Origin of the sequence: Shinella sp. CPCC 101442 (assembly GCF_024704725.1) — a bacterium.
In the GTDB taxonomy this organism is placed as follows: Bacteria; Pseudomonadota; Alphaproteobacteria; order Rhizobiales; family Rhizobiaceae; genus Shinella.
The window spans coordinates 16,002-30,275 of sequence record NZ_JALIQS010000015.1 but is presented as its reverse complement, the minus strand read 5'-3'; the positions used below and the strand labels follow the sequence as shown (position 1 = coordinate 30,275).

General features: G+C 62.0%; 15 protein-coding genes. 4 read left to right on the top strand and 11 right to left on the bottom strand.

The window, feature by feature from the left end; translation table 11 throughout:
• Window positions 1-11: 11 nt before the first annotated feature.
• Window positions 12-938: a hypothetical protein gene (locus tag MUO32_RS27955; RefSeq protein ID WP_257951655.1), complete on the top strand. Its 927-nt coding sequence runs from the start codon at window positions 12-14 to the stop codon at window positions 936-938.
• On the opposite strand, the gene MUO32_RS27950 is transcribed toward MUO32_RS27955, so the two are convergent.
• Window positions 922-1,125, bottom strand: coding sequence for a hypothetical protein (locus tag MUO32_RS27950; RefSeq protein ID WP_374708733.1), 204 nt, complete (start codon window positions 1,123-1,125; stop codon window positions 922-924). The two genes, MUO32_RS27955 and MUO32_RS27950, sit on opposite strands and share 17 nt — an antisense overlap.
• A 210-nt stretch (window positions 1,126-1,335) precedes the next feature.
• Between MUO32_RS27950 and MUO32_RS27945 the strand changes: the two genes are divergently transcribed.
• On the top strand, window positions 1,336-1,455 hold the full coding sequence (locus MUO32_RS27945) for a spore coat protein U domain-containing protein (protein ID WP_257951654.1): 120 nt from the start codon (window positions 1,336-1,338) through the stop codon (window positions 1,453-1,455).
• Window positions 1,456-1,712: 257 nt separating this feature from the next.
• On the opposite strand, the gene MUO32_RS27940 is transcribed toward MUO32_RS27945, so the two are convergent.
• From MUO32_RS27940 to MUO32_RS27900, 9 genes are all read right to left on the bottom strand, one after another.
• Window positions 1,713-2,453: an amino acid ABC transporter ATP-binding protein gene (locus MUO32_RS27940; protein ID WP_308311341.1), complete on the bottom strand. Its 741-nt coding sequence runs from the start codon at window positions 2,451-2,453 to the stop codon at window positions 1,713-1,715.
• Window positions 2,450-3,424, bottom strand: coding sequence for an amino acid ABC transporter permease (locus MUO32_RS27935; protein WP_257951653.1), 975 nt, complete (start codon window positions 3,422-3,424; stop codon window positions 2,450-2,452). Before MUO32_RS27935 ends, MUO32_RS27940 begins: the two co-directional genes overlap by 4 nt.
• A gap of 78 nt (window positions 3,425-3,502) precedes the next feature.
• Window positions 3,503-4,336 carry a transporter substrate-binding domain-containing protein gene (locus MUO32_RS27930; protein WP_257951652.1) on the bottom strand — a complete coding sequence of 278 codons (834 nt, stop codon included), beginning with the start codon at window positions 4,334-4,336 and terminating at the stop codon, window positions 3,503-3,505.
• 147 nt (window positions 4,337-4,483) lie between these two features.
• Complete coding sequence (locus MUO32_RS27925; RefSeq protein WP_257951651.1) at window positions 4,484-4,873, bottom strand: carboxymuconolactone decarboxylase family protein; 390 nt, start codon at window positions 4,871-4,873, stop codon at window positions 4,484-4,486.
• Entirely contained in the window at window positions 4,866-5,678 is an 813-nt protein-coding gene (locus MUO32_RS27920) for an alpha/beta fold hydrolase (protein WP_257951650.1), read from the bottom strand. The genes MUO32_RS27925 and MUO32_RS27920 overlap by 8 nt, the downstream gene beginning before the upstream one ends.
• Window positions 5,679-5,680: 2 nt before the next feature.
• Window positions 5,681-6,757: an LLM class flavin-dependent oxidoreductase gene (locus MUO32_RS27915; RefSeq protein ID WP_257951649.1), complete on the bottom strand. Its 1,077-nt coding sequence runs from the start codon at window positions 6,755-6,757 to the stop codon at window positions 5,681-5,683.
• Between the two features lie 21 nt (window positions 6,758-6,778).
• The gene (locus MUO32_RS27910) at window positions 6,779-8,293 is read right to left on the bottom strand and encodes an aldehyde dehydrogenase (RefSeq protein WP_257951648.1); all 1,515 of its coding nucleotides are present in this window, start codon (window positions 8,291-8,293) and stop codon (window positions 6,779-6,781) included.
• A gap of 1 nt (window position 8,294) precedes the next feature.
• On the bottom strand, window positions 8,295-9,287 hold the full coding sequence (locus MUO32_RS27905) for a flavin reductase (RefSeq protein WP_257951647.1): 993 nt from the start codon (window positions 9,285-9,287) through the stop codon (window positions 8,295-8,297).
• Between the two features lie 140 nt (window positions 9,288-9,427).
• Entirely contained in the window at window positions 9,428-11,233 is a 1,806-nt protein-coding gene (locus MUO32_RS27900; RefSeq protein ID WP_257951646.1) for a helix-turn-helix domain-containing protein, read from the bottom strand.
• Between the two features lie 164 nt (window positions 11,234-11,397).
• Here MUO32_RS27900 and MUO32_RS27895 point away from each other — a divergent pair, with 164 nt between their 5' ends.
• Complete coding sequence (locus tag MUO32_RS27895; RefSeq protein ID WP_257951645.1) at window positions 11,398-12,000, top strand: amino acid synthesis family protein; 603 nt, start codon at window positions 11,398-11,400, stop codon at window positions 11,998-12,000.
• Between the two features lie 320 nt (window positions 12,001-12,320).
• Here the strand turns inward: MUO32_RS27895 and MUO32_RS27890 are convergent, their stop codons facing one another.
• On the bottom strand, window positions 12,321-12,932 hold the full coding sequence (locus tag MUO32_RS27890) for a glutathione S-transferase family protein (RefSeq protein ID WP_257951644.1): 612 nt from the start codon (window positions 12,930-12,932) through the stop codon (window positions 12,321-12,323).
• A gap of 94 nt (window positions 12,933-13,026) precedes the next feature.
• On the opposite strand from MUO32_RS27890, the gene MUO32_RS27885 reads away from it, so the two are divergent.
• Window positions 13,027-13,746, top strand: coding sequence for a YafY family protein (locus MUO32_RS27885; protein WP_257951643.1), 720 nt, complete (start codon window positions 13,027-13,029; stop codon window positions 13,744-13,746).
• Window positions 13,747-14,274: the final 528 nt, after the last annotated feature.

Genomic DNA, 14,274 nt, shown 5'->3' with positions numbered 1-14,274 from the left:
GAGACGATCAAATGGCATACCAGACGGACATTCGCGAAAGCACACGCATTGGCTTCGCAAGGGGTGAAACGGAGGGGCGCGGCCGGGTGCTTTTTGCCGCACGGGAGCCCGGCCGGCTCCTGGTCGTCACCGATGCCACGCCGGCTCACCCTGTCAGCTTCCGCTGGCCGGACCAACCCTCGGATATGGGCACTCTTTCCTGGGCGGGCGCATCACAGAAGATAAGCGAGGCGCTGACCGGCCTTGCCAACAGCGAAACCGGCGAACTCCACATCGCAGAGGACGCGAAGGCGCTTGGCCGGGTAGGCCCGGAATGGGTGAGCATCGTCGTTCATGTGCTGGATGGCGGGGCCGCGAACGTTCCTGCACCAGGCACAGAGGTCGATATCGCCATCGATGCCGATCACCGTGGGAAACTGAACGCAGCACATACCGCCGCTCACCTTGCCGCATTCGGCCTCAACCGCGCGCTGGCGCCCTTCTGGACGAAGGAAGGCGCAACCATCGATAGTCTGGGCGCCCCGGATTTCGACAAGGAGGCGATCGTCAGCTCGCAGCTTTCCCCTGAAGGCGCGACGGACACTTACCGCCTCGGCAAGAGCCTGCGAAAGAAGGGATTCGACCACGAAGCGGCGGCGGGCGGTCTTCCGGCAATCACCGATGCGGTCAATGCGACGCTCGCAACATGGCTCGCCCAGCCCGCGGATGTGACGCTTGAACCTGCCGAATCGCTCCTCGACACGCGGCGCGTCTGGCGGTGCCTGCTTGACGGTCGCCCGGCGGAAATATTCTGCGCAGGAACCCATGTCGCAAACCTCTCCTCGATTGCGGCCGCCAACGTCACGATCGCACAGACTGAGGACGGCCTCCGGATGAAGACAATCGTTCGAACCGCTGCTGCGGCAGGTCTACCGCCAAGCGCTAGGCCGAGATGGTAAACAATCGTCTCCAGCCTCTGGGTGCGTCGACCATAGCGAGCCAGCACGTTGTCACCGATTGTTCGCAGAAGATACGCCGGCCGCACAGTACGGCATCGCACCAGCACCGACGCTTCACGACCTTCAGCTCAACCCGCCGGCCACTGAGAGGTAAGTCAGCAGGTCGCTGCTCATATAGGCTTTGAATTCGCCGGCTTGCTCGCCCGCAAGCTGGACAAGCTGCTGATGGATTGCGCGATCGAAGCCGAACTTGAACTATTCCCCTTCACTGCTTCCACTGCAAAGCCAAACGGCGCGAGACTCACATGCGACAATCGATAGCCCATTGCTGATCATCCGGTAACCTCATTCACGACAGCAGCAAATGTGAGTCAGAGCCAGCGCCGCCGGTCAAACAATGTCGGGAACAGGATCTGGATCCCAGCAGGACATCACGATCTACGGCCGTGTCCCCGCGCAAAATACGCCCTTAGCGGGAACTTACACAGACACCGTAGTGGTTACAGTGACGTACTGAAACGAGCCTCGCCTTAGAATGCTTCGCGCCGATTAACAGCCATGCCTCCTCGGCTGAAGTCGATGAGCGCCATGTGTGTTGAATATCGCTGGGATTTGACCCAGTTTTTCATTTGGCGCTGTCCCGGCTGAAGCGACACAAGGGCTTGGGGAAAAAGCGTTCTTCTGGCTACGCGTGGGTCACGGTGAACTAACAAACCGGGTCAAATTCAGGCAACAATCATCATCCTGCCCCTACTGGCAATGAATGCCGTTCATTCAATGTTTTAGTATCTGGCTGAGAAAGAGCTTCGTGCGCTCGTGCTGCGGGTTCTTGAAGAATTCTTCCGGCTTGCCCTGCTCGACGATCTGGCCGGCATTCATGAAAATCACCCGGTCGGCGACCGCGCGGGCGAAGGCCATTTCATGGGTGACGCAGACCATGGTCATGCCCTCCCGGGCAAGGCTCGTCATGGTCTCGAGCACCTCGGAGACCATTTCGGGATCGAGCGCCGACGTCGGCTCGTCGAAGAGCATGACCGCCGGCTGCATACAAAGCGAACGAGCGATTGCCACGCGTTGCTGCTGGCCGCCGGAAAGCTGCACCGGATATTTGTTCGCCTGCTCGGGAATGCGCACGCGCTCCAGGAATTGCAGCGCCGTCTTGCGGGCCTCCGCCTGGGAAACGCCCTTGATCCACATCGGCCCGACCATGCAGTTCATCAACACCGTCATGTGCGGGAAGAGGTTGAAGTGCTGGAACACCATGCCGACGTTCTTTCGCACCGCGCCGACCTCACGCATCTTGTCGTGCAGGATGATCCCGTTGACGACGATGTCGCCCTGCTGGTGCGCCTCCAATCGGTTGAAGCAGCGAATGAGTGTCGATTTTCCCGAACCCGATGGGCCGCAAATGACGATGCGCTCGCCCTTTTGCACGGTAAGATTCACATCGGTCAGCACGCGGAAGGCGCCGTACCATTTGGAAACGTTGCGCACATCTATAATCGTGTCGCTCATCGCACTTTGCTCCTCGCGTAGTGACGCTCGATGCGCGACTGGATGAGTTCGAGTCCAATCGACACGATCCAGTAGAGCATGGCGGCGGAAATCAGCATTTCCATGTGCTGGAAGCTCTTCTGGCCGAGGGTGCGCGCCAGGAACATCAGTTCCCAGACCCCGATGACCGAGACGAGCGAACTGTCCTTCAGCATGGAGATGAATTGGTTGCCGGTTGGCGGAATGATGACGGGCAGCGCCTGCGGCAGGATGATCTTGCGCATGGTTACGCCGAAGCCGAAGCCGATGGAGCGCGAGGCCTCCCATTGGCCGCGGTCGATGCTCTGGATGCCGGAACGGAAGATTTCCGTCATATAGGCACCGTAGCAGAGCGATAGCGCCAGGATACCGGCGGGCACGGCGTCGATGACGAAGCCAATCTGCGGCAGGCCAAGATAGATGAGATAGACCTGCATCAGGAGCGGCAGGCCACGGAAGAACGACGTGTAGAAGCTGGCAATCGCATAGGCAAAGCCGTTGGTCGACAATTTTGCGACCGCGCCAAGGATGGCGATGGCTGACGCGATGACGATCGAGATCGCGGAGACGTAGATCGTCGTGAAAAGCCCCTGTGTGATGAGGAAAGGCAGCTTTTCGGCCATGAACGGCAGGCTGAGATTGAAGGTCGTGAAAAAGGCGAGAAAGAGCAGCAGCAGCTCGGACCAGACGACCGCGACCTGCACCTTCAGCGGCGCAAAGCCGATCAGCACGATGTTGAGGCACAAGGTCACCGCGATGACGAAGGTGATGGCAAAGCGGCCGTACACGCCACTTTCAGCCGGATCGCCGATCACCGGTCGCATCAGGTCGCCAAGCGATGTTCCCGTCAGGTCGAACGCAAGAAAGACGGCGAAAACCACCGCGAACAAACCGGTGATGAACCAGGGCTTGTGGACAAGAACGTCGGATTCGACGGTATCCGGATACAGCATCTCCGCTCCTTCAGGATTGGGCGCGATCCGGCAAGCCGGACCGCGCGCCGGTGGATGTTACTGGGTGACCGTCGGATGTTACTGGGTGACCGTGTAGTCGACGCCGTACCACTTGACGGACAGCTTGCTCAGCGTGCCATCCGCCTGCATGGTCTTGACGGCCTCGGCGATCTTTGTGCTCAGCTCCGTGTCGCCGTGTTCCACGGCGACCGCCAGCGGCTCGAAGAACACCGGCTTGCCGAGCTGCTTGATCGGATATCCAGCCTTTTCAGCGTCAATAATGCTCGGCAGCGACGAAACGACGGCGTAGAGACGTGTGCCATCGCCAAGACGCAGGTCATCAAAGGCGGTCGTCGAGTTGGCGTAGGATTTTACCTCACCCGGCTTGAACGCGTAGGTAAAAGCTGGCGCGCCAGCGGCATCCAGTGTCAGGTCCTGGTTGGCATAGGCCTCGAAGGTCGAGGTCGCCGTCACGCCCACACTTTTGCCCTCGAGATCCTCGAGCTTTCCGGCCTTGCTGTCCTTGTGCACGGCGACAGCTGCTGGTGTGTAATAATAGACGGCCGGGAAATCGAAGAGCTCGGCACGCGCCTTGGTGGGCGTCATCGATCCGATATGCATGTCCCAACGGCCCTGCCACTTGCCGGCGGTGATGATGTCCCAGCCCGGCGTCACGAATTCGACGGAAACACCGAGATGCTTGCCGATCTCCTTGGCGACATCGACGTCGAAGCCGTCCATCTCGTTCTTGTCGTTGACGAAGGATTGTGGTGCCCAGTTGGCGTCCGTCGCGACCTTCAGCGTCTTGGCGGCGAGCACGCGGTCCAGCACTTCGCCGGCCTTGGCGGGCACGGCGGCAAGCGAAAGAGCAATAGAGGCGGCGAGCGCCGCAACTGTCGAAATCTTCATCATGTGTTGTTCCCTCTGTCTATTGTTGTTTCGTGGACGGCGCGGCTTCCTCTTCCCGCCGTTGTGAATAATCTTGCGGCCTGTGGCGCATCCCGTCTTCCGGCGTTCCCAAGCAGCGCCTGCCGCCGGGCTCCGCCGGAATGACGGAAATCAAGCCGCCCCCTCTCCGGCCATCTCGGCCCGCATGGCGCGCGCCACGCGAAAGGCCTCGACGCCGGCTGGCACGCCGCAATAGACCGCGATCTGCACCAGCGCCGCCTGGAGTTCCCTGTCCGTCAGGCCATTGCGGATCGCGCCGCGGAAATGAAGGCCGAATTCGTTCATGCGGTTGCTTGCCGCCAGCATGCCGAGGTTGAGGAGGCTGCGCTGCTTGAGATCAAGGCCATCATCCGCCCAGACCATGCCCCAGCAATATTCATTCAAGAGATCCTGCAGGGGCGCGGCGAAGGCATCCGCGCCTTTCATTGCGCGGTCGACATAGTCGTCGCCGAGTACGCGTCGCCGCACGGCCTCGCCCTGCTTGCGGAGCGCTTCATCCATGGGCTGCCTCCGACTTTATCAGGAACGCGGCCATGGCATCAGCCACGACGTCAGGGGCTTCGATCAGGATGGAGTGCCGCAGGCCGGGGAATATGGCGAGCGTCGAACCGGGAATGCGCTCGTGCATGTAGCGGGCCATGCGTGGATTGGAGCCCACATCGTCCTCGCCGGTTGCAATCAACGTCGGGCAGCGGATCTGGTCGAGAAAACCGCCGAAATCCGTTTCGGCAAGCACGCGGTAGGCGGAAGCGTAACAATCCGGATCATTTTCCGCATCGCGGGCCCGAAGCCAGGCGATGGTATCGGCGTGCGCGTCCTGGAAGCTTTCCGTCAGCCAGCGGGACAGCGAAGCGTTGTGGTGGTCAGATGGTGTACCGGCCTGCAGGGCCGCGAGCCGCGCCAGAACACGCGCGCGCTCTTCCGGCGTCCGGCCGGCGACCGTGGAGAGCAGCACGAGCCGCCGCAGCCGCGGAAGATAAGTCAGCGCGAGGCGCTGGGCGATCAAGCCGCCGAGTGAAAAGCCGGCGAGGTTGAAGGTCGAGAAACCCACTTTGTCTGCAAGCGCCAGCGTTTCGGCGACAAAATCATCGATCTCGTAGCGACCCTTGATATGGCTCGACTGGCCGTGGCCCCTGAGATCGAAGGTGAGGATCGTGAAGCGGTCCTTCAACCGCTCCACCACGCCCGACCAGGCCTCCAGATAGGAACCGACCCCGTGGATGCAGACGAGCGGTTCGCCGCCGTCGCCATCGAGGCGATAGTTGAGCGTAACCTCACCGAACCTGTGCTCCAGCGTTTTCCCCATCGTCAACGCCCCGCAGCGGCTCGTTTGCGGTCGTTCTCGCGCGCAGCAAAGACGGGCATGATTTCCTTCACGAATAGCTCGATCGTGCGCTTTTGCAGTTCGAAAGGCAGGTTGAAGGTGAGGCCGAGGCAATATTGATCGACACCGGCCGCCTCGAAGACCATCAGCTTCTCGATCACCTCGTCCGGCGTGCCGAACATCAGGTTCTTGCGGATGTTTTCCGGATTGTAGTTTTCCTTGCCGCGCACCGATTCATAAGGCACAGCCTCCGGAAAACCGTCCTGCACGGTACCGACATTCTGCATCAGGTTCTCGAAGGCTCGGCCGTAATCCATGCTGTGCTGCACGGCCCTTTCCCAGCCGTCCAGCCGGTCGTAGACGCAGGTGCGCCGCTGCATCATGAAACGAGGACGCGGCACCTCCGGATGATCTGCCACCGCGCGATGGAATTTGTCGGAAAGAATCTGGATTTCCGCAGCCGGGGCGGAAAGCGGCGTCGAGAGGATGCTGGCGCCATTGGCGATTGCCCAGTCGAAGGTACCGGGATCGCGCGCCGCGACCCAGACGCGCGGATGTGGCTGCTGCAATGGCTTCGGCACGGCGGCGGTCAGCGGGAACTTCCAGTAGTGCCCGTCATGGGCATAGTCGCCGGCCCACAGCTTCTTCACCGCCGGCACCAGCTCCTTCAGATAGGCGACGCCTTCCTGCTGCGGCATGCCACCAGCCATCCGATCGAATTCGTACTGGTAGGAACCGCGCGCTATGCCGAATTCCAGGCGGCCATTCGTCAGGTGGTCGCAAAGCGCGGATTCGCCGGCGAGCCGGATCGGGTTCCAATAGGGCGCGACCAGCGTCGAAGTGCCGAGCCGGATATTGTCCGTGTGCTGCGCCAGCCAGACGAGCGTCTGGAACGGGTTCGGCGAGATCGTGCATTCGAGCGTGTGGTGCTCCGCCGTCCAGAGCATCTCGAAACCGCCCTCGTCTGCCATGCGGGCCAGCGTCAGGAGGTTGTTCTTCACCGTGGCCATGGGCACATTCGGCGAAAAGCGTTCCATCGTGAGCGAGACTGCGAACTTCATGGTTCTGCCTTTCGATGCTGATTATTTGAGGCGGATGACGAAGGGGTCCTGCATGGCGCCGGAATAATCGATGATGACGTTCTTCAAACGCGAGAACTCGTGCATGACCTCGAAGCCACCGCGCCGGCCGTAACCGCTCTCCTTGAAGCCGCCATTGGCCGACATGAAGGAGGCTGAGCGGTAGGTATTGACCCAGACCGTGCCCGCCTCGATGCGATTGGCAAAGCGCAGCGCCCGGTCGATGTCCTTCGTCCAGATGCCGGAAGCGAGGCCGTAGCGCGTGTCGTTGGCCAGTTCGATCATCTCCGCCTCGTCGCGGAAGGCCATGACGCCCACAACAGGACCAAAGAGTTCGTCGAGCATGAAGGCCATGTCGTTTTGCGCATCGACCATGACCGTCGGCTCGAAATACCAGCCGCCCGGCGCAAGATCGGCCTTCTGTGGTCGCCCACCGCCAACGGCCACTTTCGCACCCTCCTTCACGCCCGAGGCGACATAGGCCGCGACCTTCGACAGTTGGTCGGCAAGCGCCAGCGGCCCGACATCGGTATCCTCGGCAGTTGGCAGACCCACCCGGATACGCTGCGTGCGAGATATTAGTGCATCGATGAACCTGTCGTAGACGCTCGCCTCGACGAAGCAGCGCGAGCCGGCAACGCAGGTCTGGCCCGCCGCGGCAAAGACGCCGGAGACGACGCCGTTCACCGCATGCTCGATATCGACATCGCCGAAGACGACGTGGGGCGACTTGCCGCCAAGCTCCATGGAGCAGGGAACGAGGTTCTGTGCTGCATTGCCGGCGATGCGCCGGCCGGTCGCCGTGCTGCCGGTAAAGACGTATTTCGCAACGCCCGCATGACGCGTGAGCGCTTCGCCTGCGCTCTGGCCAGTGCCCGTCACCACATTGACCACGCCCGCCGGAAAGCCCGCTTCTTGGATCAGTTCGGCAAGCGCCAGTGTCGAGGCCGTGGCATGTTCGGACGGCTTGATGACGACAGTGTTGCCGATAGCAAGGCATGGCGCCAGCGTGCCGGTCAACAGCATCAACGGAGAATTCCACGGCGTGATCATGCCGACGACGCCGAGTGGTTCGCGCAGGTTGATGTTCAGCGTGTCGAGCCGGTTGATCGGGATCGTATCGCCCTGCAGCTTGTCGGCCATGCCGGCGAAATAATGGTAGCTGTCCGGCATGGCGCGCATCTGCGCCCGCGTCTCTTTCAGGAGCTTGCCATTGTCGCGCGTCTCGATTTCGGCGAGCGCATCGGCATTTGCGCGGACGAGTTCGGCGAGGCGCCGAAGCAGAGCCCCGCGGTCGGTCTGCGTCATGCGTCGCCAGTTGGGATTGCGGAAGGCAGCGCTTGCGGCGGCGACAGCGATCGCCACATCATCCGCATCGGCTTCGGCAAATTCGTACCAGGGCTCGCCAGTCGTCGGATTATAGCTCCGGATATAATTGCCGCCCTTTGGCGCCACGAATTCACCACCGATGAACAGCTGCTGGCGCGAACCTTCGATGGTGCTGACTGTCGTCTTCATGTCATTGTCCTTGGTCTTGGGAGGCCTGGAGCCAGGCGCGAGCCTGCCCGTCGATCATCGCGACGCGGCCGCCATCGTCGGAATCCATGTAGATGCCGAAACGGCCCGCCTGGCGCTCCTGCACGTAGCGCCGCAGCATGGAGCGCAGTTCGTGGGTGGCGATCGCATCGTAAGGCAGGTCCTCGACGGGAAAGAAACGCAGGGTGTCAGGCAGGCTGATCTGCGCACCCTCCCCTGCCAGTCGCGCCCGGTAGACGAGATATCCGGGATCGCTGTCGGCAACGTCGAAGACGGAAAAGAGGAAGGTTTCCTCCGGCACGAGGCGCAGCGCATCCCCGCCGTCCAGCATCAGTTCGCGGTCGGCCTTGCGGCGGCGCGCAGAGGGCAACACCCACCCCCCTTTACCGTCCGAGCACAGCAACAACCCGTCGCCAGCCTCGATGAGATAGCCGATGATCATGCCGTGCGAAGCAAGCCAGCCGGCCGGCAGTGGGTCCTTCACGCTGGCATAGCGCCCGCGGCAGAAGCCAAGCGGTGCGGTTGGGCTCGTGCCAAAGGCGCGCACCTGGCCGATCAGGATCGCATGATCGCCGGCATCGACGGAACTGGTGAGGCTGCAATCGAACCAGGTCAGGCTGTCCGTCAGCACAGGCGCCCCGGTGTGCACCCGGTCGTGGTTGACCGATTTGAATTTGTCCGGCGACTTTGAGGCGAAGATCGCCGAGACATCGACCTGACCTTCATGCAGGATGTTAACTGCGAAACAGTTCGCCGCGGTGAAGGTGGCATAGCTGGACGCCGACTTGGCGACACAGACGAGCAGGAGCGGCGGATCTAGCGAGACGGAGGTGAAGGAATTGGCCGTCATGCCACGTGGCGTGCCGTCGGCCTCGCAGGTGGTGAGAATCGTGACGCCGGTGACGAAGGTACCGAACGCGCGGCGAAGCGCGACGGGGTCGATCGGTGCGTCCTGTGCTGTCGCCTCGTCCGCCATGCCCGCAATCTCTCTCCTCATTTCGTTGGGAGAACGCTACCCGGCGCGGACGGCGGGTGCTTCCCGCTGAACGGAGGGGACGATGGTGTTGTTCTGCTCCGGTTCGGAGGAGAGGCAGGGGGCAGCAAAGGTCTTTACGTTCAGCGCTCGCCGACGGCGTGATTGTCGATGACACTGTGGAGACGAAGCGCAAGCTCCACGGAAAAGCGTCGTTCCGGCGTTTCCACGTCGATGCCGAAGAGTTCCTGAATGCGCGCCAGCCGGTAGCGCAGCGTCGTGACGTGTAGGCCGAGACGGTCCGCGCAAGCCTGGCTGCGGCAGCCTTCCTCCAGATAGGCGGAAAGTGTTTCCAGATAGGGCGTGCCATTTTCCCGGTCGTGCTCGGCGATCGCCCCGACGCTATCGCGCACAAAACTGCGCACGTCGCCGACATCGGCAGCGGAAACAAGCATGGGCAGCGGCCCGAAATCCTGTGTGGAGAGCGCGCCCGTTAACCCGAAGGAACGGCCGATGCGGATCATGCGGCTGCATCGTTCCCAGGCCGTGGCATAATCATCGAGGCCGCTGCAACGGCTTCCGGCAACCACGATCGGCGGTTCTCCGAGATAACGGCCAAGCTCGTCGGCGATACGGCGCATGAGTTTCGTGGTGCGTTCCTGCCGGTGCCCAGCCTCATGTTTCATGAGGCAGACGACGCCGCCATCGATCGCCACAAGTCCGGCCTCGACCGAGGCCTGTTGCATGATGCGCGACAGCGTGTGCTCCACGTCTATGGAGCCGCCGCCGAATGCCTTGGCCCGCACCGGGAAATCGACCACGATCATCTGCTGCGGCAGCGATAGATCAAGCCCGAGCCGCGCGGCACGCTGGCCAATATCGGCCGCATCCCGCCAGCGCCTCTCAACGATCTCGAAGAAAAGCTCGCTTTGCGTGCGCGTCTCGAAGCGGAAACGCAGGAAGCTGCGCATCATCTGCACGCTGAGTGCAAATTTCGCACTGTCGAGCATCAACTGGTCCAGCTCGCCTTCGGCAGCCGCGAAGGGGAAAATCACCAGCGCCCCGACCAACTGGCGGTCCACCATAAGCGGTTCGACGCGGGCGGAGACGCGCAGCCGCCGCGCGCTCTCTTCAAGGAAAATCGGTGTGGTTTCGGTACTGCCGCGTTCCACCGCCTCCCGCGCCGCACGAATGAGCACGCGGGCGAAAACTGTGGGCGCCGCCGCCTGCCAGGCGGGATCGTCAAAATCCGTCGCCAGCGGTGAGCGCCCGGCGATCACCTGGTTGACGGTAAAATCCACGACGACGAGCGGATTGGGCAGCAACCTTCCCACCATCGCGGCGAGCGAAGAGACGGAACCATCGCTGAGTACATGCTCCAAAAGCGAGGTATGTGCAGCAAGTGCCCGGACGAGCCGCTCCGACCCGCGCTTTTCCGCCGCCAGGCGGTGCTGCTTTTCGACGGCGATCGCGCCGAGATGGATGATGGTTCCGAGGAAGGCGAGGTCGTCCTCCGTGACCTCGGTCACCGTGCGGGCGATCACGCTCAGCACCATCGGTCGGCCTTCCGCGTCGGCGCAGTCCATCGGCATGACGAGCACTGTCCGGTAATCGCGCTCGAATGCCTCCTTACGATAGCCGGGAAATTCCGTGCTTTCCCGCGCATCGCGGATGTAGACGGGTTCGTTGCGCTGGAGCGCGATCAGCGATGGGCTGGTCGCCAGCTCCCAGCGGTCCGGCAGGTCGCGCTGAAGGAGTGTCGGGTCATGCCGTACGATGACATGGGCATACCCGTGCGCCGCATCGATACCCATGATGGAGCCGAGCGCCCAGTTGGCGTGCCGGCAGGCGGCCGCGATGAGATCCTGCAGCACAGTCGACAGATCGCCGCCGCTGTTGATCTGGCTCGCAACATCGCGAAGCGACAGTATCCGTGATTTCTGGTCCAACGCGCCGCGCATCCTCATTGCAAGACAGTGATAATGCGGCGCGGCGGCGCCGAAATCTACTTGTTTCCAGAGGACGGTATGTTGCTTCGCTCCTCCGGATGTGAGGAAGACCGGGCACGGCCACACGCTAGGTTGCGGTTAGTTCAACAGACGGTGGAAACGACATGGCCCTCGACATCCGAAAGATCTGCACCTTCCTCGAGGAGACCCATATCGAAGGCGGCAAAGCCGCGCCGCGGCCGTTCAATGTCGTTGTCGTCGCCGCCATCATCCGCAATCCCTGGGCTTGCAAGGGCTTCGTCGAAGACCTCCGGCCGGAGATCATCCGCATCGTCGGGCCGCTCAGCACGGAAATGACCCGCCGCCTGAAGGCGCAGATGCCGGCGGAGACCATCGAAGCCTGCGGAAAAGCCGCCGCCGTCGGCGTCAACGGCGAAATCGAACATGCCTCGGCGATGATCCACACGCTTCGCTTCGGCAATCCGTTCCGCGATGCGATCGGCGGCACCAACTACCTGGAATTCGCCAACACACGCAACGCGCCCGGCGCCCTGCTTTCCCTGCCCATGATGCACAAGAGCGAGAACGGCAAGCGTTCGCACTTCCTCACCGCCAATTTCCAGATTGCCGACGCGCCTCATCCCGACGAGATCGTCATCGCCATCGCCGCCGCCGACGGCGGCCGCCCGCACGCCCGTATCGCCGATCGGTTCCAAGATATTGCGGAAATGGACGCCGAAGCCGCGCTTATTGTTTGTCGAAATTGAACCACAACCCCCGTGATTCATCATCGCACGAAGACCGTATTCAAATGCGGCCAGACGCTAGATTCGCAATGGGTAAGACCCCGCGTGATCATCCCGTTTTCACGAGCCAATCCGCCACGGACGGAGTCCAGGACGGTCAACAGCCCCATTTGCTTTCGACAGGAGCTGAACCAACGACGCATTGTCCAGACAGACTAGGCGCTCGATACAACGGCCAGAATCATGGTGCTCGCTATGCTACCCCCTTAGCATTAGGGGGTGACGGCGCGGTCAATCTCAGGCGAAAATGGCCGCCCGGTCGGTGCGGCCAGTGCCAGCGATCAAGCCGCACCTACGGTGCGGTCGTCATAGTCGGCGGTCCATTGCAGCGGTGGCCGCTCGCCGCAACGCTCAATCCAGGCCTTGACCACGTCGCTATCCGGCGTCGCTGCAGGGTACCAGGCAAAGGGCGAATGCAGCAGCAGATCGACAGCTGTGTACCGCTCTCCCATCAGATATGGGCTATCCCTAAGCGCGGCCTCAAGGCGTGCCGCCAGTTCCGCCGGGCCGCGGAAGGTAGCATCCACAAAAGGATGCGAGATCCCGGCGGCCTGTGCGATGAGCACAGGCTCAACCACGCCGGCATACCAGGCGAGCCAGCTCAGATACCGACCGCGCTGCGTGTCGCCCGCAACCGGCGCCATCTTCTTTTCCGGGAAGAGATCTGTCAGGTACTGAATGATCGCGATGCTCTCCCAGATCACGCCGCCGTCATGGACGAGCAGCGGCACCTTGCCTTCCGGATGCGGGTTCTTGGGATCTTTACGGCCGGTGCGATCGCCGCGGGTGATGTCGACGATCTCGATCGCTACCTTGTCGAGGACGTCGAGCTCGCGAAGCAGCGTGACGATACGCGACGAGCGCGAGCGGGGGGCGTGAAAGAGCGTCAGCATAGTCTGGATCCTCGGTTGCGTTTGGCAATGCGGATCTTGTACAGTCGGCCAACTGCCAGTTTCCGTCAGTAGGCTTCATCTATCCTCCAAAGTCATGGCTCGTAGTGATCGTCTGTTCCGCCTGCTTCAGGCGCTTCGCACTCTCCCCTCCCCGCTAACGGCCGCGCGCCTTGCCGAGGAGACCGGCGTGTCGTTGCGGTCGCTCTATAGGGACATCGACAGCCTGCGCGCCGCAGGCGCCGTCATCGATGGCGAGCGCGGCTTCGGCTACCGGCTAACGGAGGACATCGCCTTGCCGCCACAGACATTCACACGGCTTGAAATCGAAGCCCTGGTGCTCGGCCTCGCCGAGGTGCAGCATATGGGTGAACCCGCCCTCGCGGCGGCCGCAGGTGCCGTGCTTTCGAAGGTCACGGCAACGCTGCCCGACCGACTACAACGCCAGGCGCTGCATACAGCCTCCCAGGTCTATCGCTTCGAACGCCGCGATCCGCCAATTACCGATGTCGGCCTTCTGCGTGAGGCCTGCTGGCAAGAGCACGCTGTGGTGATAGGCTATGTGGACGCGGAGCAGCGACGGTCCGATCGGCAAGTGCTGCCGCTGGCGATCGTCTATCTTGAGCGTGTGTTGGTGCTGCTTGCATGGTGTTGCCTGCGCCAGGATTTCCGAAAGTTCCGCGTCGACCGCATCACGGATATCCTGGTGACGGAAGTGAGTTTTCGCCCCCGCCGCGTTCCGATGCTGAGGGACTTCGTTGCCATTCTGAACGCCTGCGCACCCGAAACATCGAAAATGATCTTGAGCGGCCAATAGCCAAAACGACGATTCGGCCGGTGTTGACACGGACGGCGTTCGGACTGCTTTTCGCAGATGTGGGACATGTCCTAACGGCCGCGCTGGGGCACAATGCCGTCACCGCAAGTGGGCGGCATGAACTCAGGCAAAATTGCCTTGCTCACGTCTTCGCCTTGATGAGGTGCGAACTGGCGACCCTGTTGGTGAATCCTCACCCGCATTTGATTTCTCTTACCAACCGATCGTCTTGCTGCTTGTGTGGCTACGCATCTTGCGGCCGAGGTGCAGTTTGATGAACGCACTTGTTCGCCGAGCGTGACTCCGCATTGCGGTTACACCTCTACTCCCCATGCAAGCCAATTTGGGGCAAGTACCCCGGTTGTGAAATCGACACGTCTAGGCGAGCGCCGCGCCCTATGGCGTGTTGAGCGAATGCCTTGCCTGAGTTCAGGCCACCGCCGCCCGCCGCCCGAAAATGTGTGGATTTCCACGCGATGGAAGATAGGAGGTGCTTATACGTCCGAGTGCGCATGCCCTCAAGGGCTG